The sequence below is a fragment of the Streptomyces sp. NPDC031225 genome (genome assembly GCF_055570355.1).
Genome location: NZ_JBVIHJ010000002.1, coordinates 252,961 through 268,641, shown reverse-complemented (window position 1 = coordinate 268,641; position 15,681 = coordinate 252,961). Strand labels below are relative to the sequence as shown.

Annotated in this window: 17 protein-coding genes; 7 read left to right on the top strand and 10 right to left on the bottom strand. The window is 69.5% G+C overall.

The annotated features are described in order from the left end of the window. Window positions 1-13 precede the first annotated feature (13 nt). Both ACZ48Z_RS04055 and ACZ48Z_RS04050 read left to right on the top strand, forming a co-directional pair. Window positions 14-778 carry a polyprenol monophosphomannose synthase gene (locus tag ACZ48Z_RS04055; protein ID WP_468734216.1) on the top strand — a complete coding sequence of 255 codons (765 nt, stop codon included), beginning with the start codon at window positions 14-16 and terminating at the stop codon, window positions 776-778. A 5-nt stretch (window positions 779-783) separates the two neighbouring features. Then, a complete protein-coding gene (locus tag ACZ48Z_RS04050; RefSeq protein WP_468734215.1) occupies window positions 784-1,311 on the top strand; it encodes a GtrA family protein in 528 nt (175 codons plus the stop codon). Window positions 1,312-1,345: 34 nt separating this feature from the next. Here the strand turns inward: ACZ48Z_RS04050 and ACZ48Z_RS04045 are convergent, their stop codons facing one another. Next, window positions 1,346-2,236, bottom strand: a complete 891-nt coding sequence (locus ACZ48Z_RS04045) for a hypothetical protein (RefSeq protein WP_468734214.1) — start codon at window positions 2,234-2,236, stop codon at window positions 1,346-1,348. Window positions 2,237-2,576: 340 nt separating this feature from the next. On the opposite strand from ACZ48Z_RS04045, the gene rplM reads away from it, so the two are divergent. The 3 genes from rplM to glmM all read left to right on the top strand — a co-directional run bounded on the left by rplM (window position 2,577) and on the right by glmM (window position 5,144). After that, window positions 2,577-3,020 carry a 50S ribosomal protein L13 gene (gene rplM / locus ACZ48Z_RS04040; RefSeq protein WP_468734213.1) on the top strand — a complete coding sequence of 148 codons (444 nt, stop codon included), beginning with the start codon at window positions 2,577-2,579 and terminating at the stop codon, window positions 3,018-3,020. A 41-nt stretch (window positions 3,021-3,061) separates the two neighbouring features. Then, window positions 3,062-3,595 (top strand): 30S ribosomal protein S9, encoded by a 534-nt coding sequence (gene rpsI, locus ACZ48Z_RS04035; RefSeq protein WP_468734212.1) that lies wholly within the window; start codon window positions 3,062-3,064, stop codon window positions 3,593-3,595. Between the two features lie 190 nt (window positions 3,596-3,785). Next, window positions 3,786-5,144 (top strand): phosphoglucosamine mutase, encoded by a 1,359-nt coding sequence (gene glmM, locus ACZ48Z_RS04030; RefSeq protein WP_468734211.1) that lies wholly within the window; start codon window positions 3,786-3,788, stop codon window positions 5,142-5,144. Between the two features lie 283 nt (window positions 5,145-5,427). On the opposite strand, the gene ACZ48Z_RS04025 is transcribed toward glmM, so the two are convergent. The 4 genes from ACZ48Z_RS04025 to ACZ48Z_RS04010 form a co-directional block, all read right to left on the bottom strand. Continuing rightward, on the bottom strand, window positions 5,428-6,348 hold the full coding sequence (locus ACZ48Z_RS04025) for a DUF389 domain-containing protein (RefSeq protein WP_468734210.1): 921 nt from the start codon (window positions 6,346-6,348) through the stop codon (window positions 5,428-5,430). A gap of 26 nt (window positions 6,349-6,374) precedes the next feature. Then, window positions 6,375-7,343, bottom strand: coding sequence for a type I pantothenate kinase (gene coaA, locus ACZ48Z_RS04020; RefSeq protein ID WP_468734209.1), 969 nt, complete (start codon window positions 7,341-7,343; stop codon window positions 6,375-6,377). A 101-nt stretch (window positions 7,344-7,444) separates the two neighbouring features. Further along, on the bottom strand, window positions 7,445-7,606 hold the full coding sequence (locus tag ACZ48Z_RS04015; protein ID WP_468734466.1) for a CbrC family protein: 162 nt from the start codon (window positions 7,604-7,606) through the stop codon (window positions 7,445-7,447). A gap of 48 nt (window positions 7,607-7,654) precedes the next feature. After that, window positions 7,655-8,293 carry a TMEM175 family protein gene (locus ACZ48Z_RS04010; RefSeq protein ID WP_468734208.1) on the bottom strand — a complete coding sequence of 213 codons (639 nt, stop codon included), beginning with the start codon at window positions 8,291-8,293 and terminating at the stop codon, window positions 7,655-7,657. A 283-nt stretch (window positions 8,294-8,576) separates the two neighbouring features. Here ACZ48Z_RS04010 and glmS point away from each other — a divergent pair, with 283 nt between their 5' ends. Then, on the top strand, window positions 8,577-10,424 hold the full coding sequence (glmS, locus tag ACZ48Z_RS04005) for a glutamine--fructose-6-phosphate transaminase (isomerizing) (RefSeq protein ID WP_468734207.1): 1,848 nt from the start codon (window positions 8,577-8,579) through the stop codon (window positions 10,422-10,424). Here glmS and ACZ48Z_RS04000 read toward each other — a convergent pair. From ACZ48Z_RS04000 to ACZ48Z_RS03985, 4 genes are all read right to left on the bottom strand, one after another. Beyond that, entirely contained in the window at window positions 10,411-12,204 is a 1,794-nt protein-coding gene (locus ACZ48Z_RS04000; protein ID WP_468734206.1) for a M16 family metallopeptidase, read from the bottom strand. The two genes, glmS and ACZ48Z_RS04000, sit on opposite strands and share 14 nt — an antisense overlap. Window positions 12,205-12,227: 23 nt before the next feature. Then, window positions 12,228-13,154 (bottom strand): hypothetical protein, encoded by a 927-nt coding sequence (locus tag ACZ48Z_RS03995; protein WP_468734205.1) that lies wholly within the window; start codon window positions 13,152-13,154, stop codon window positions 12,228-12,230. 66 nt (window positions 13,155-13,220) lie between these two features. Further along, window positions 13,221-13,409 carry a DUF397 domain-containing protein gene (locus ACZ48Z_RS03990; RefSeq protein ID WP_468734204.1) on the bottom strand — a complete coding sequence of 63 codons (189 nt, stop codon included), beginning with the start codon at window positions 13,407-13,409 and terminating at the stop codon, window positions 13,221-13,223. A 5-nt stretch (window positions 13,410-13,414) separates the two neighbouring features. Further along, window positions 13,415-14,251 (bottom strand): helix-turn-helix domain-containing protein, encoded by an 837-nt coding sequence (locus ACZ48Z_RS03985; RefSeq protein ID WP_468734203.1) that lies wholly within the window; start codon window positions 14,249-14,251, stop codon window positions 13,415-13,417. 201 nt (window positions 14,252-14,452) lie between these two features. Between ACZ48Z_RS03985 and ACZ48Z_RS03980 the strand changes: the two genes are divergently transcribed. After that, the gene (locus ACZ48Z_RS03980; RefSeq protein ID WP_468734202.1) at window positions 14,453-14,860 is read left to right on the top strand and encodes an ATP-binding protein; all 408 of its coding nucleotides are present in this window, start codon (window positions 14,453-14,455) and stop codon (window positions 14,858-14,860) included. Between the two features lie 74 nt (window positions 14,861-14,934). On the opposite strand, the gene ACZ48Z_RS03975 is transcribed toward ACZ48Z_RS03980, so the two are convergent. Next, on the bottom strand, window positions 14,935-15,663 hold the full coding sequence (locus ACZ48Z_RS03975; protein ID WP_468734201.1) for an SDR family oxidoreductase: 729 nt from the start codon (window positions 15,661-15,663) through the stop codon (window positions 14,935-14,937). Window positions 15,664-15,681: the final 18 nt, after the last annotated feature.

Here is a 15,681-nt window from a genome sequence, read left to right as displayed (position 1 = left end):
GGGAGGGAAAGAAATGACGTATGACCTGGGGGGTACCCGCGTCACGGTGGTGATGCCCACCTACAACGAGGCGGCGAACCTGCCTCGGATGGCCGAGCTGGTCCTCGGGCTGCCCGTCGAGGGGCTGCATCTGAAGATCGTCGACGACTCCAGTCCGGACGGCACCGGGCGGATCGCCGACGAGCTCGCGGAGAAGTACAACGCCGACCTGCCCGCCGGGCGGCGCCGGATGAGTGTGCTGCACCGGACCGAGAAGGACGGGCTCGGGCGGGCGTACGTCGCGGGTATGAGCGCCGCCCTTGAGGAGGGAGCCGAGTACGTCGTGCAGATGGACGCCGACGGCAGCCACCCCGTGGAAGCGGTCCCACGCATGCTCGGCACGGCCATGGCGTCCGGGGTGGGCCTGGTCGTCGGCAGCCGGTACGTGGAGGGCGGCTCGCTGGACGAGGAGTGGGGCAGGCACCGCGTCCTGCTCTCCCGCTTCGCCAACCGCTACGCCAGGACCGTGCTCGGCACCAAGATCCGGGACATCACCGCCGGCTTCAACCTGTGGTCGGCCGCCACCCTGCGTGACATCGACCTCGCGACCCTGGACAGCGCCGGCTACAGCTTCCAGGTCGAGCTGAAGTTCAAGGCCGTACGGGCCGGACACAGCGCGGTCGAGATCCCGATCCGTTTCGAGGAGCGCACCGAGGGCGTCTCCAAGATGAACCTCGCGACGCAGCTCGAGTCGGCTCTGGTGCCGCTGCGACTGCGAATGCGCAACCGGCGGGACTGAGCGGGATGGTGAGCGGACGCCACGCGCTTCCCTCCCGGTGGGGGAGGCTGTACCGCGAGATCGCGAAGTTCGGCATGGTGGGGGCCTCGGGCTTCGTGGTCAATCTCGCGGTCTTCAACCTCGTCAGGACTGCCACGGACTGGCAGACCGTCAGGGCGAGCGTCCTGGCCACGGTCGTCGCGATCATCAGCAACTACCTCGGGCTGCGCTACTTCGCGTACCGCAACCGGAACGAGGAGGACCGCAACAGCCGCAGGAAGGAGCTGACGCTCTTCCTCCTCTTCAGCGCGATCGGCCTGGTCATCGAGAACTCGGTGCTCTACGCGACGACCTACGGCCTCGGCTGGGACGGCACGCTCGCCACGAACATCAGCAAGTTCCTCGGCATCGGCGTCGCGACCCTCTTCCGCTTCTGGTCCTACCGCACCTGGGTCTTCAGGACGGCATCCGGCGGGCGGACGGCCGCCGGCCGGCCGGAACCCGACGTGCCGCGTCCCGAGCCTGCCCTGAGCGGGTCCCGGGAGAAGACCTGACCGAGCAGGTCCCGGCGCGCCGCCGCGTGCCGGGTCACTCGCTCGCGGCCGTCGACGCCTGGGCCTCGCCGCGGCGGTGGATCTGGCGGAAGGTGAACTCGGCCAGGTTGTCGCCGATGCCGAAGACCGCGGTGTCCTTCTCCGTCACGTTCTTGCCGCTCGCGAAGCCGGCGATGGTGAAGTAGGCGTAACGGCCGTAGGAGTTGGACGTCGTGCGGCAGATCGCGGAGTTGCAGAAGGCCTTGACCGCGCCGCCGGACAGCGACTTGACGATGTCCTTCTTGGTGTCGACCTGGCCCTTCGCCTTCGCGGCCTGGGCCTCGGTGTCGAAGACGGCCACGCCGACGGTCACCGAGATGCCGTCCTTGGTGTAGCTGACGCGCATGAACTCGGTGCAGCTGTTGGCCTTTAGGAGCTTTCCGAGGCTGGGCTGGACGGCGTCGGCGGCGGCACAGTTCTTCGTGTCGGTCGTCGTCCCCTTCTTGTACACGGTCGAGCCCATGGTCAGCTGCGTGCCCGGGAAGAGGATCTGCGCGCTGAGCGGGGCCGTGTCCTTGGCCTTGCTGGCGATGAAGTCCCTCGGGTCCAGCGGCGGCGGGGCGCTGGTCGGCGCGAACGACGGCGCGGTCCCGGTGGCGCTCGGGATGTCGGCGGTCACCGGCAGCGAGGCGGTCGGCTTGTTGGCCTCGTCGCCGTTGTTCGCCGATACGACGGCCATCGCCACCGCGGTGCCTATCGCGATCGTGGCGAGCGCGCCGCCGGCGATGAAGAACACCCTGCGCCGCCTGTTGCGGATCTCGGACGCCTCGGCGAGCGCGGCCCAGTCCGGGGTCTGCTCGCCCCCGCCGCTGCTCCACGGCTGCTGTGACTGCGGTTTCCAGGGATCCCACTGGGACGGGGGTCCCCCCTGCTGCCCAAAGCTCATGGGGCGCATCTTAGACGGGGGACGGGAGGTGCTGTCGGGCCTGTGGACACCGGCCCGGGGACCTTTCCGGCAGGGGTGCACATCTCGGTCCGCGAGGTGCTGTGACACCTGCCGCGGCGGACTCGTTTTGACCCGTCCGGGGCGGCACGGGTAACCTTGCGGTTTGTTATGCGTATCGGCTTGGTCGTTCTCACGCGACAAACCCTTGCGTAGGTTCCCTGGAGCAGTTACCAGTGGGCGGCATACGGGCATCGTCCCCGGCCATTGTCGTCCCCAGCTGCACGATCGCTTCAGTGATGCCATGTGTCAGCACCCATCCACTGAAGAAGAAGGCTGCGAAGTGCGTACGTACAGCCCCAAGCCCGGCGATGTGACTCGCCAGTGGCACGTCATTGACGCTCAGGACATCGTCCTGGGCCGTCTGGCCACCACCGCTGCGAACCTCCTCCGTGGCAAGCACAAGCCGACCTATGCCCCGCACATGGACATGGGCGACTTCGTCATCATCATCAACGCCGACAAGGTTCACCTGTCCGGCAACAAGAAGACCCAGAAGCTGGCGTACCGCCACTCCGGCTACCCGGGTGGTCTGCGCTCCGTCCGCTACGACGAGCTGCTGGACAAGAACCCCGAGAAGGCCGTCGAGAAGGCCATCAAGGGCATGATCCCCAAGAACACGCTGGGCCGTCAGATGCTCTCGAAGCTGAAGGTCTACAGGGGCGACGTGCACCCGCATGCTGCGCAGCAGCCGGTGCCGTTCGAGATCACCCAGGTCGCGCAGTAGTTCCGGCCACCCCCTAAACAGAAAAGAATCTGAGGAGCATCGTGGCCGAGACCACTGTTGAGCAGCCGGTCGAAGAGACCGAGACCGACACCGAGCTTGTCGATGTCGAGAGCTACACCACCGAGTCCGAGGTCCCCGTCGAGGGTGAGTACACCTCGGAGTCCCTCGCCGGCCGCTTCGGCGACCCGCAGCCGGCCGCCGGCCTGGGCCGCCGCAAGAACGCCATCGCGCGCGTTCGCATCGTGCCCGGCACCGGCAAGTGGAAGGTCAACGGGCGCACGCTCGAGGACTACTTCCCGAACAAGGTCCACCAGCAGGAAGTCAACGAGCCCTTCAAGGTGCTCGAGCTCGACGGCCGCTACGACGTCATCGCCCGCATCTCGGGTGGCGGCGTCTCCGGTCAGGCCGGTGCCCTGCGCCTCGGCGTGGCCCGCGCGCTGAACGAGGCCGACGTGGACAACAACCGCGCCGCCCTCAAGAAGGCCGGTTACCTCCGCCGCGACGACCGTGCGGTCGAGCGCAAGAAGGCCGGTCTGAAGAAGGCCCGCAAGGCCCCGCAGTACAGCAAGCGTTAAGCTTCGCTGCCTGCAAGCTCGTACTCGCACGTCAGCAGTACGTACGACGTACGTCCGAACGCCCCGGCGGCACGCCACAGTGCCGCCGGGGCGTTCGTTTATCACGGCCTTGGGCGTATAACGGCACAAGGCGCTCAAGGGCTCATGTGATCGGATGATCTCCGTAACTGCCGCTTCCTCAGGAGGACAAGTGGGACGACTCTTCGGCACGGACGGCGTGCGCGGTGTCGCCAACGCGGATCTGACGGCCGAGATGGCGCTCGGTCTGTCGGTCGCGGCGGCGCACGTGCTGGCCGAGGCGGGTTCGTTCGAGGGCCACCGCGCGACGGCGGTCGTCGGACGCGATCCGCGCGCGTCCGGGGAGTTCCTGGAGGCCGCCGTGATCGCCGGCCTCGCCAGCGCCGGCGTGGACGTCCTGCGCGTCGGTGTGCTGCCGACCCCCGCGGTGGCGTACCTCACGGGCGTGCTCGGTGCCGACCTCGGCGTGATGCTCTCCGCCAGCCACAACGCGATGCCCGACAACGGCGTCAAGTTCCTCGCGCGCGGCGGGCACAAGCTCGACGACGCGCTGGAGGAGCGGATCGAGGCGGTCTACGAGGAGCACCGGCGCGGTGAGCCCTGGGAGCGGCCGACCGGCGGCGGTGTCGGCCGGGTCCGTGAGTACACCGAGGGCTTCGACAAGTACGTGGCGCATCTGATCGCCGTACTGCCGAACCGGCTCGACGGGCTGAAGATCGTCCTCGACGAGGCGCACGGAGCAGCCGCGCGGGTGTCGCCGGAGGCGTTCTCGCGGGCCGGTGCGGAGATCGTCACGATCGGGGCCGAGCCGAACGGGCTCAACATCAACGAGGGGTGCGGGTCCACGCATCTCGGGCTGCTGAAGGCCGCAGTCGTCGAGCACGGTGCGGACTTCGGCATCGCGCACGACGGGGACGCGGACCGGTGCCTCGCCGTCGACCACACCGGTGAGGAGGTGGACGGCGACCAGATCATGGCCGTGATCGCGCTGGCGATGCGGGAGCGCGGTGCTCTGCGGGCCGACACCGTCGTGGCCACCGTCATGTCCAACCTCGGGTTCAAGCTGGCGCTGGAGCGGGAGGGGCTCAACATCGTCCAGACCGGTGTCGGGGACCGGTACGTGCTGGAGGCCATGAAGGAGCACGGGTACGCGCTGGGCGGTGAGCAGTCCGGACACGTGATCATCCTCGACCACGCGACGACCGGGGACGGGACGCTGACCGGGCTGATGCTGGCCGCCCGGGTGGCGTCGAGCGGGCGGTCCCTGAAGGAACTGGCCTCCGTGATGGAGCGGTTGCCGCAGGTGCTGATCAACGTGCCCGACGTGGACCGGACTCGGGTCTCGACGTCCGGGGAGCTGGCGGCGGCGGTGGCTGACGCCGAGCGGGAACTCGGTGAGACGGGGCGGGTGTTGTTGCGGCCGTCCGGGACCGAGCCGTTGGTTCGGGTCATGGTCGAGGCCGCGGACATCGATCAGGCTCGGGCTGTTGCCGGGCGGCTCGCCGATGCGGTGAAGTCGGCGCTCGGCTGATTTCCGGGTCCGGGGTGGGGGGTTCTGTGCGTTGCGGGCTGCGGCGGCGTCGTGGCTGGTCGCGCAGTTCCCCGCGCCCCTTAGGGGGTTGCAGGCTGCGGCGGTGTCGTGGTTGGGCGCGCCCGCGCGGCGGAGCCGCATGTGGATACAGCCCCGCGCCCATGCGGCGGAGCCGTATATGGATACAGCCCCGCGCCCCTAAGGGCGTTGCGGGCTGCGGCGGCGTCGTGGTTGGGCGCGCCCATGCGGCGGAGCCGTATATGGATACAGCCCTGCACGCCTATCAGGGGCGCTTTCGCCACAGCCACTTCTGGACGAGCAGGGTGGCTGTGCCCGCGAGGACGATGCCCAGCAGGTTCAGCAGGAGCTGGTTCGTCGAGCCGACCGTCTGGCTTGTGTCGCCGTAGGCCAGGGCGATCGCCGCGTTCGCGGCCGCCGGGACGGTGGTGACCGAGATGGCCACTCCCACCAGGGCTCCCGACTTCGCCGACGTCAGACTCAGGGTGCCCGCGACGCCCGCCAGGACCGCCACGACGAAGGAGAAGGCGTCCGGGGCGTACACGAAGGCGGTGTTGGGGCGGTCGCCCTCCAGGTCGGCCCGGTGGAAGAGGTTCAGGGCGTCCATGAACCAGGTGAAGCCGACCGTCACCGCCATCGCCACCGCGAAGCCCACCAGCAGGGCGATCAGCGAGCGCAGCGCCAGGCGTGGGTCGCGCCGGACGATCGCCGTGCTGAAGGCCGCCAGGGGGCCGAACTCCGGGCCCACCGCCATCGCGCCCACGATCAGGATCGCGTTGTCCAGCACCACACCGCAGGCCGCGATCATCGTGGCCAGCGTGAGGAAGGCCAGGTAGGTGATGGAGAGCGTCGACTCCTCGTGCGTCGCCTCCGCCAGGTGCTCCCACAGCACCGCGTCCGCGCCCTCGCCGGGTGCCTCCTCCTCGGCCTTGTCGGCGCGCTTGGAGAGCGACAGGTCGATGTTCTCGACGGCGATGGAGCCGGTCGTGTCGAGGCCCAACTCCCTCAGCCCGCCGATGAGTTCGTCCCCGGCCTCCCGGGCCGCGTCGCACATCACGACGTCGCCCGCCGGGTTGCGGGCGGTGCCCGGCAGCACGACGAGATGGGTGGTGCCGACCGTCCTCTCGATCAGACGGACCACGTCGTCGGTCTTCTCGGCCGGGGTGATCAGGCGCAGATGCAGCATGACGCCTTTCTAACAGGCGCCGCTCCTCAGAGTTTGCGGAGGCTCAGCTTGCGCACCTTGTGGTCCTGGCCCTTGCGGATGACGAGGGTGGCGCGGCCCCGGGTGGGGGCGATGTTCTCCACCAGGTTGGGCTTGTTGATGGTGCGCCAGAGGGTGCGCGCGTAGTCGACGGCCTCCTCCTCCGAGACCTGGGTGTACTTGCGGAAGTACGACTCGGGGTCCTTGAAGGCCGTCGCGCGGAGCTTGCGGAAGCGGTTGAGGTACCAGCGCTCGATGTCCTCGGCGCTCGCGTCGACGTACACGCTGAAGTCGAAGTAGTCGGCGAGACCGACGCGGGTGCGGCCGTCGGTGCCGGGGAGGGCGGGCTGCAGGACGTTGAGGCCCTCGACGATGAGGATGTCGGGGCGGCGGACCGAGAGCCGCTGGTCCGGGACGATGTCGTAGATCAGGTGGGAGTAGACGGGGGCGGTGACCTCGTCCTTGCCCGCCTTGATGTCGGCGACGAAACGGGTCAGCGCGCGGCGGTCGTACGACTCCGGGAAGCCCTTGCGCGACATGAGCCCGCGGGCCTGGAGCTCCCTGGTGGGCAGCAGGAAGCCGTCGGTCGTCACCAGCTCCACGCGGGGGTGCTCGGGCCAGCGGGACAGGAGCGCCTGGAGGAGACGGGCGACGGTCGACTTGCCCACGGCGACCGATCCCGCGACGCCTATGACGAACGGTGTGCCCGACTGGGAGCCCTGTTCGCCCAGGAAGGTGTTCAGGGCGCCTCTGAGGCCGTCCGTGGCACCGACGTACAGGTTGAGGAGCCGGGACAGCGGGAGGTAGATGTCCCGCACCTCGTCGAGGTCGATGACGTCACCGAGACCGCGCAGCTTTTCCACCTCGTCGGCGGTGAGCGGCAACGGCGTCTTCTCCCGCAGCGCGCTCCACTCGGAGCGGGTGAGATCGACGTAAGGAGTCGCCTCCGGCTTGTGCCGGTGGGCGCTCCGGGGCATCGGGGAGACCGGAGAGATCACAGTCCATTGTTAACGGAGTTTGAACGGGGTGGGGGGTGGGGTCGGTCACGTCGGGCTGTGAGCGACCTGTTTCGGTGAGGTCAGGTGAAGTCGGCGTAGGCGAGGTGGGTCGCGCAGAGGCGGCAGCGGAAGAGGTAGGCGGCGGGCTGTTCGTCCCTGTCGAGCGAGCCGGGGAAGTCCTCGAACCGGTCGGCCGGCCACTTGCGGCGTAGGTGGGGGACCCGATTTCGTAGGTGAGAAATGACTCCCCCTGGCGGGCCGGCTGCGACGGATTGAGCCCGGCCGGGGACTCACTGGTGCGGAAGTCGACGTCGCTGTCGGCCGAGGGCCCAGTGAGCAGGGATGAGCGTGAGCCAGAACCACATGGCGGCTTCCGTGTTGACGAAGGCCATGGGAATGGAGAGACCAAAGATCAGAACGCTGGAACCGAGTTGGGCGGTGAAGCGACGGCGGGCCACAGCGGCGGATGACGCGGGCGAGGGGTGCACCTGGCGTTGCGTGAGCAGCAGCAGGGTTGTGTGCACCGCATGGATCGCCGCCATGGCACCCGCGTAGAGGGCGACGGCTTCGGGCTGAGAGGCGTACTCGGCCAGGAGCCCGGTGGGGAAGGGCAGCAGCGCGACCAGGCCGAGACCGAGGAGGATCAGGCGGGTGACCACGGCCGTCTCGATGGGCAGTGCGGTGAGGATACGGCGGTGGTCACGCCAGAATCCGGCGATGAGGGTGAAGCTGAGTGTGAAGGCGCCCAGGCTGGGCAGCGCATCGCTCAGGGCCTTGTGGAATGCGGCATCGTCCAGATGTGCGGGGACCGCCACGTTGATGACGAGCAGTGTCATCGCGATGGCGTATATGCCGTCGGACAGAGCGATCAGGCGCGCCGCGCCCAGGGAGTTCTCGTGTATGTGCGTCTTCGGAACAGGCTCCGTCATGTCGACGACAGTAGGGCGCGATGCCCTGGCTGTAACGCATCGACCAAGGCTTGGGCGGCCCTCGCCTGTGGATGGTCGACAATAACCGCTGTACCGATGTACCAAGGCCGGTCAATGTCTCTCCGGCCGGGCGGAAAGGCGCCGGCCATACCGACTCGAACGCCGGCGCGACCGTCCTGCGGCCCACCTGGACTCACCGGCTCGTTCCGACCGGTGCCCGAATATCCGGAATCGGGCACGAAGTGCCGTGTTCCGGCGGGCTTCGGCCCCTAGGCTGCCGCGCATGTGCGGAATCGTGGGATACGTGGGGTCGCAGTCGGCGCTCGATGTCGTGATGGCCGGGCTGAAGCGGCTGGAGTACCGGGGGTACGACTCGGCCGGTGTCGCCGTGCTGGCGGACGGCGGGCTGGCGGCGGCCAAGAAGGCCGGGAAGCTGGTCAATCTGGAGAAGGAGCTGGTGGACCGGCCGTTGCCGGCGGGGCCCACCGGGATCGGGCACACGCGGTGGGCCACACACGGCGGGCCGACGGACGCGAACGCGCATCCGCATCTGGACAACGCGGGCCGGGTGTCGGTCGTCCACAACGGGATCATCGAGAACTTCGCCCTGCTGCGGGCCGAGCTGGAGGAGCGGGGGCACGCGCTGGTCTCGGAGACCGACACCGAGGTCGTCGCGCATCTGCTCGCCGAGGAGTTCTCGGTGACGGCCGACCTCGCGGACGCGATGCGGCTGGTGTGCAGGCGGCTGGAGGGGGCGTTCACGCTGGTCGCGGTGCATGCGGACGCGCCGGGCGTCGTCGTGGGGGCGCGGCGGAACTCGCCGCTGGTGGTGGGTGTGGGGGAGGGGGAGGCCTTTCTCGCCTCCGACGTCTCCGCGTTCATCGCCCACACGCGCTCGGCGATCGAGCTCGGCCAGGACCAGGTCGTGGAGCTGCGCAGGGACGCGGTGACCGTCACCGGCTTCGACGGCCTGCCCGCCGAGGTCCGCTCGTATCACGTCGACTGGGACGCCTCCGCCGCCGAGAAGGGCGGCTACGACTACTTCATGCTCAAGGAGATCGCCGAGCAGCCGAAGGCGGTCGCCGACACGCTGCTCGGTCGTATCGACGCGGCCGGCTCCCTGACGCTGGACGAGGTCAGGATCTCCGACGCCGAGCTGCGGGAGGTCGACAAGGTCGTCATCGTGGCCTGCGGTACGGCCTTCCACGCGGGGCTCATCGCCAAGTACGCCATCGAGCACTGGACCCGGATCCCGTGCGAGGTGGAGCTGGCGAGTGAGTTCCGGTACCGGGACCCGATCCTCGGCGCGCGGTCCCTCGTCATCGCCATCTCCCAGTCCGGGGAGACCATGGACACCCTGATGGCGCTGCGGCACGCCCGTGAGCAGGGTTCCAAGGTGCTGGCGATCTGCAACACCAACGGGTCGACGATCCCCCGGGAGTCGGACGCGGTGCTGTACACGCATGCGGGGCCCGAGGTCGCCGTGGCGTCGACGAAGGCGTTCCTGACGCAGCTCGTGGCGTGTTACCTGGTGGCGCTGTACCTGGGGCAGGTGCGCGGCACCAAGTGGGGCGACGAGATCTCCGCCGTCATCCGGGACCTGTCGCAGATCTCCTGCGAGGTCGAACGGGTGCTGGAGACGATGGAGCCGGTGCGGGCGCTGGCGCGGTCGCTGGCCGACAAGAACACGGTGCTGTTCCTCGGGCGGCACGTCGGGTATCCGGTGGCGCTGGAGGGTGCGCTGAAGCTCAAGGAACTCGCCTACATGCACGCCGAGGGCTTCGCGGCGGGGGAGTTGAAGCACGGGCCGATCGCTCTCATCGAGGAGGATCTGCCGGTCGTGGTGGTCGTGCCGTCACCCCGGGGGCGGTCGGTGATCCACGACAAGATCGTGTCCAACATCCAGGAGATCCGGGCCAGGGGCGCCCGCACGATCGTGATCGCGGAGGAGGGGGACGAGGCGGTGGTGCCGTACGCCGACCATCTGATCCGGATCCCCGCAACGCCGACGCTGCTGCAACCGCTGGTGGCCACGGTGCCGTTGCAGGTGTTCGCCTGTGAGCTGGCGACCGCCCGGGGCAACGAGGTGGACCAGCCCCGGAACCTGGCGAAGTCGGTCACTGTGGAGTAGTCGGCTGCCCGGTCCTGTACAGGTTGCGGGCGGCGCGGATCAGCCAGAACTCCAGCACCCATCCGGCGATCACAGGCAATCTGATCGAGGGGTGCTGGATTCCGTTGACGAGAAGGGTGACGAGGAGCACGGGCCACAGCGTGGCCAGCGCGGTCACGAGCACGAAGTGGCCCGTCACACGCCCGGTCCTCTTCGGGCCTTCCGTCTGCTTCGACTCGTCCGCCGGGGTCCGCGGGGCGGGGGCCTTCCGTTCGCGCGGCTGGGGGATCTCCGCCGCCGGGCGGGCCGGGAGGGGGACGAGGGCGGCGGCCGGAACGGCCTTGTCCAGTACGGCGATCCGCTCGGCCGTGACGTCCCCGAACAGGGTCGGCTCCACGTCCACGCGGAAGCCGTCGAGGCCGATGAGGCGCCGGGCTCCGTCGGGATACGTGGTCATCGCGGCGCAGGCGTCGTACCGCACGGTGACCAGGCCGCCCGGCGTCGACAGCGTCACGCCCGCCTCCCCGATGAGCAGCGTGACGTCCTCGTCCTCCAGGGACGGGTGCAGGGTGCCGGAGACCCCGGACGGCGAGAAGCGGGGAGCGGGGGTGAGCCCCGCCCAGTCGGCGCCCTTGGTCGGCACCTGGAGCAGCCCGCCGTCCCACGCCTCGCGGGCGACCTCGCGCAGGTCGTCGACGCCGACCGCCCTGAGTTCGTCCCGGTGCTGCTCGGGGGTCAGGATCCGGTGGCCGGTCAGCAGGCTGAGCGCGTACGACGGCAGCAGGGACGCGCCGAGATCGGGGACGTCGTAGCGCTTGAGCAACTTCCCGCGCGCGGAGTCCAGTTCGGCCTGCTCGATACGGCCGGCGCGCAGCCGGGCGAAGGTGTCGACGAACCCGCCGACCACCGCGTCCTGCTTCTGCGGCAGCGCGTCGGCGTACGCGGTGAGGGTGGCGGAGTCGGCGTCGCGCGGGGAGTAGTCGGCCTCCGCGGAGTACGAGTAGCCGCCCTTCTGACGCAGGTCCTGGAAGAGGGCGCGGCCCAGGACCTCGGCGAACACGGCGGCCGCGGTGGAGCGGCGCAGTACGGAGGTGAAGACGAGGTGGCCGTCGTCGCCGCGGAGATAGGCGGGCGTGACGGGCAGCGCGCTGGTCGCGGCCGGGGCGGGCAGGCGGCGGCCGGCGGGCAGGGTGAGGTCCAGGCCGTCCGGGACGCGGTCGCCGGTGAGCCACAGGACCGCGTTGTCGCGGGTGAACCGGGTCCTGGCCCAGTGGCGCACCTGGTCGGCCGTCAGGCTCCAGGTGCCGAGTTCGTCGTAGCTGGACAGGCCGTAACCCTCGGCGCCGTAACGCCAGAGCGGCATCTGGGACATGGGGCCCTTCCCGCGGCTGCCCGCCTCGGTGCGCAGGATCTCCTTCTCCGTCTCCAGCCGGTCCATCGGGAGGTCGCCCAGCGCCGCGCAGACGCTGTTGAGATACGTGACGACCTCGTCCTCGTCGCCGCTGACGTGGAAGAGGGTGAAGCTGTCCGCCGTGGCGCCGTTGTAGTGCAGGTCGGACAGGCCCAGGCGGTGCAGGGCGAGATGCTCGACGAGGTGGGTGAGGCCGGCCGTGGGCAGGGTCTCGTCGGCGTGGCCCACGCGGAAGAAGAGACCGGCGGTGATCTCGCCGGGGCGCGGGGCGAAGAGGGTGGGGATGCCCTGGACGGTGGTGTGGCTGACCACGCCGTCGAGAACGCCGAGGGCGTCGAGGGCGTTCGGCGAGTCGAGGTCTGCGGCGGTCGTGTCGTCGTGCGTGGTCATGGGGGCGTCGATTCCTTCGGGCTTCAGAGCGTCGCGAGTGCGGCCGTGCGGTCCTGTGTGAACCGGCTCTTCCAGTCGGGCAGGTACCGCCAGAAGGACTCGGAGGCCGTGTCGCCCAGGGCGGCGAAGTGCGGGGCGGCGTCGGCGAGATGGCCGCCGAGACAGAAGGCCAGGGCGAAGGTGCTGTGGTCGCCGGTCCAGTGCCAGTCACGGCGGTGGTCGGGGTGCAGGACGGACGCGCGGGCGGCGCGGCGCAGTTCGTCGCGGACCGAGATGTCCCGCAGGTACTCCGTGGCCCGGGCGCCTTCCAGATCGATGAAGTGCTCGATGTGCGCCTCGGCGACCAGGACGCCCCCGCACTGCTCGGCGAAGGCGTGCGCGGCCTCCCACGAACCGCCCCACTTGGGGCACAGCTGCTGCAGCAACCGGGACTGCGCGACGACGTGGTGCGCGTCGTGCTCCGCCAGCCGGTCGTAGCGCCGCCGGGCCTCGGACTGTCCCAGTACCAGCCCACGTGCGGTCGCCAGCCGGGCGGTCCACGCGGGGACGTACGACGGATGCTCCGCACACACCTCGATCAGCAGCCGTTCCGCCTTGCGCAGCCAGTCGTGGAACAGCTCGGCCTGATCCCACGGGACGTCCTCACCGTGCCCGCGGCCGCGGGCGAGCCGGCCGAGGTGGATGTACCGCTCGGCGAGCAGCGTGCGGGGGAGCGGGTCGGTGGGCCGGTCCTTCACGGCCTTCTCCAGGAACCACTCGGTCCGCTCGATCCCGGCGAGGAGCGTCGCCGCGAAGGAGACGTCGGCGGTGGACGTGATCTCCTCGAAGAAGGCCCGCGTGGCCGCCCAGTCACCGTCCCACGCGGCGCTGCGCAGCGGCGCGAGTCCGGGCACCGCGTCGAACGGGTCGGTCACCGGTGGTGGTGTCCCGCCGACAGCACTTTCGCCCATACGACGGTCCCCCTGGCCTTGTCGATACGCGGTGCTGCGCAGGCTAGCAGGAGGGGTTACGCGGGGTTACCGAGTTATGGAAGTGCTCTTGAGGGCGTCGAGGAAGGCGGAGAAGGGGGCGGGCGGGAAGGTGAGGGTGGCGGTGCTGGGGGTCTTGGAGTCGCGAACGGCTATGTGGGTGGGGCGGGTTGAGATCTCGACGCAGTTGTTGCCGTCGTCGGGACCTGAATAGGACGACTTCCGCCAGTTGTCCATGGGCCTCACAGCTCTTTCGCCAGCCGGTTGATGAAGTCACGCGACTGTCCGGGGTCGAGTGATACGGCTTCCACCTTACGGAAGCGCGTTCGAAAGGCGGTGAGTTGTGCCTCGGAGTCGATGAAGGCCGAGCCATGGGGTACGTCGCGCACCACGGTGTCCAGCTTGGGAACGGGGCCGCCTGCGTACGTCATGGTGCTGGCGGCCGAGGCGAAGCCGTCCAGGTCGAAGGGGATGGCACGGATGGTGATGTTGTCCGCTTCGGAGAGTTCCAGAAGTCTGAGGAGCTGTGCCCGACAGGCGGCCCGGTCACTGACCCTGATGCGCAGGGCCGACTCATGGATCACCGACTCGTAGGTAACGCTGCTCTGTTGACGCCTCATACGATGCCGCACGCGCAACTGGAGCTCGTCGTCGGTGAGTTCAGGCACTCTGGCCGAGAAGACGGCGCGGGCGTAGTCCTCGGTCTGCAATAGCCCCGGCACGTACAGGATCGCCACCTCGTGCAGGAAGGTGGCGTGGTGCTCCAGTTCGGCGAGGTCGAGGAACGAGGTGGGCAGGTGCCCCCGGTACTCCTCCCACCAGCCGCGTGTCCGGTCGGTGGCCATCACTGCCAGGGCGTCGATGAACTCCTGGTCCGTGCAGTCGTAGTGGGATGCGAGGCGGCGTACCCGTTCGTCGCTCACTCCTGCGAGTCCGGATTCGATCTGGGTGATCTGGACCCGGTTCGCCCCGAGCAGCGCCGCTGCCTCGATGGTGGTGAGCCCGGCCCCCTCGCGGAGCCTGCGTAGCTCGACCCCCAGGCGCAGGTGACGCGCAGTTGGTTCGCGCCTCAGGACCATCGGTTGCTCCTCGGATCAACATGCCTGCCCGGGTGGCTCGTTCGGGGGCAGATTACGCGACTCGCTTGCCATGTATTACATGAAAGCCCTACCGTCGGTGACATAGCGCGCACTCTGCGGAAGCGCACCGCCCCGTCCCGCCATGACGGCCGCGACACTGCAACCGCGCCCAACCCCCCACCACCGAGACGGAGTTCACGCATGCCCGAAAGCGAACCCTGGGAGTACACGCTGTACATCCCGAACGACGTCCGAGCCGTCACCGTCGCCCGCCGCACCCTCCGCCTGATCCTCCCGATGCACGGCCTGATCCGCCTGACCGACACCGCCGAACTGCTCGCGGCGGAGCTGGTCTCGAACGCCGTACGTCACACGAAGGGGCCGGCCGCGTTGCGGGTGCGGTGGTCGGCGGGGGTGCTGCGGATCGGGGCGTGGGACGCGGACCCGGAACCGCCCGAACCGCCGGGGGAGTTGGAGGCGATCACCGAGCTGGAGGCGGGGCGGGGGCTGGCGATGGTCCGCGCCTGCGCCGACCTGTGGGGATGGCATCCGCTGGCGAGGAACGGCAACCGGGGGAAGCTCGTGTGGTGTGACCTGGCCACGGCGTAGCTCGTTGATCAGCGCCAGTGCATCGGCACCGGCGGGCGGATCGAGAACTCCTCCACCCGCCGGGCACACCTGGCTCAGGTCGTCGTCAGTGCCGCCAGGGCGCGGTCCATCGCGGCGTTGAATTCTTCCGGCGTCAGCGGCAGCCGGGACTTGACGTCCCGGCTCCACTGGTCGGCGAGGACCTCGGCGGAGCCCGCCTCGACACCGTCGAGCGCCGCGTCGGCCAGGTCCGACGGCGCGAGCTTGGCCACGGGCCAGCCCGCGGCCATGTCGGTGTCGGCCAGGCCCAGGTGCACGGCTGTCACGAGCGTGCCCTGCTCGGCGAGTTCCAGGCGGACGCCGTTGGTCATGGCCCAGGCGGCGGCCTTGGTCAGGTGGTAGGCATTGGCGCCGCTGCCCCCGAACCACGACATGGCGGAGAGGATGTTGACGATGGCGCCCCCGCCGTTCCTGGCGAGCGTCGGCGCGAACTCCCGGATCATTGCCAGGTGGCCGAACGTGTTGGTCTCCAGCTCGCGCCGCACCGCGTCCAGCGAACCGGTCACCAGGTCGGTCCCCGTCTGGATCCCGGCGTTGTTGATGAGCAGCGAGACATCCGGGGCGGCCTCGGCGGCGGCCCTCACGGATGCGGGATCGGCGATGTCGAGGGGCAATACCTCGACCCCGGGCAGGTCCACGGTCTCGGGCCGGCGGGCTGTTGCGTAGACCTTGCGGGCGCCCCGTTCGAGCAGGCGCTGGGTGAAGGCGCGGCCCAGGCCGCGGTTGGCTCCGGTGACAAGGGCAACTGAGTTGTTGATGTCCATGCCCGGTACGCTAAAACC

Excerpts from the sequence above, each read along its gene's own strand:
- ACZ48Z_RS04055 (WP_468734216.1), top strand. The coding sequence starts at position 14 with ATGACGTATGACCTGGGGGGTACCCGCGTCACGGTGGTGATGCCCACC.
- ACZ48Z_RS04050 (WP_468734215.1), top strand. The coding sequence starts at position 784 with ATGGTGAGCGGACGCCACGCGCTTCCCTCCCGGTGGGGGAGGCTGTAC.
- ACZ48Z_RS04045 (WP_468734214.1), bottom strand. The coding sequence starts at position 2,236 with ATGAGCTTTGGGCAGCAGGGGGGACCCCCGTCCCAGTGGGATCCCTGG.
- ACZ48Z_RS04025 (WP_468734210.1), bottom strand. The coding sequence starts at position 6,348 with ATGCTGCATCTGCGCCTGATCACCCCGGCCGAGAAGACCGACGACGTG.
- coaA (WP_468734209.1), bottom strand. The coding sequence starts at position 7,343 with ATGCCCCGGAGCGCCCACCGGCACAAGCCGGAGGCGACTCCTTACGTC.
- ACZ48Z_RS04010 (WP_468734208.1), bottom strand. The coding sequence starts at position 8,293 with ATGACGGAGCCTGTTCCGAAGACGCACATACACGAGAACTCCCTGGGC.
- glmS (WP_468734207.1), top strand. The coding sequence starts at position 8,577 with ATGTGCGGAATCGTGGGATACGTGGGGTCGCAGTCGGCGCTCGATGTC.
- ACZ48Z_RS04000 (WP_468734206.1), bottom strand. The coding sequence starts at position 12,204 with ATGACCACGCACGACGACACGACCGCCGCAGACCTCGACTCGCCGAAC.
- ACZ48Z_RS03995 (WP_468734205.1), bottom strand. The coding sequence starts at position 13,154 with ATGGGCGAAAGTGCTGTCGGCGGGACACCACCACCGGTGACCGACCCG.
- ACZ48Z_RS03990 (WP_468734204.1), bottom strand. The coding sequence starts at position 13,409 with ATGGACAACTGGCGGAAGTCGTCCTATTCAGGTCCCGACGACGGCAAC.
- ACZ48Z_RS03985 (WP_468734203.1), bottom strand. The coding sequence starts at position 14,251 with ATGGTCCTGAGGCGCGAACCAACTGCGCGTCACCTGCGCCTGGGGGTC.
- ACZ48Z_RS03980 (WP_468734202.1), top strand. The coding sequence starts at position 14,453 with ATGCCCGAAAGCGAACCCTGGGAGTACACGCTGTACATCCCGAACGAC.
- ACZ48Z_RS03975 (WP_468734201.1), bottom strand. The coding sequence starts at position 15,663 with ATGGACATCAACAACTCAGTTGCCCTTGTCACCGGAGCCAACCGCGGC.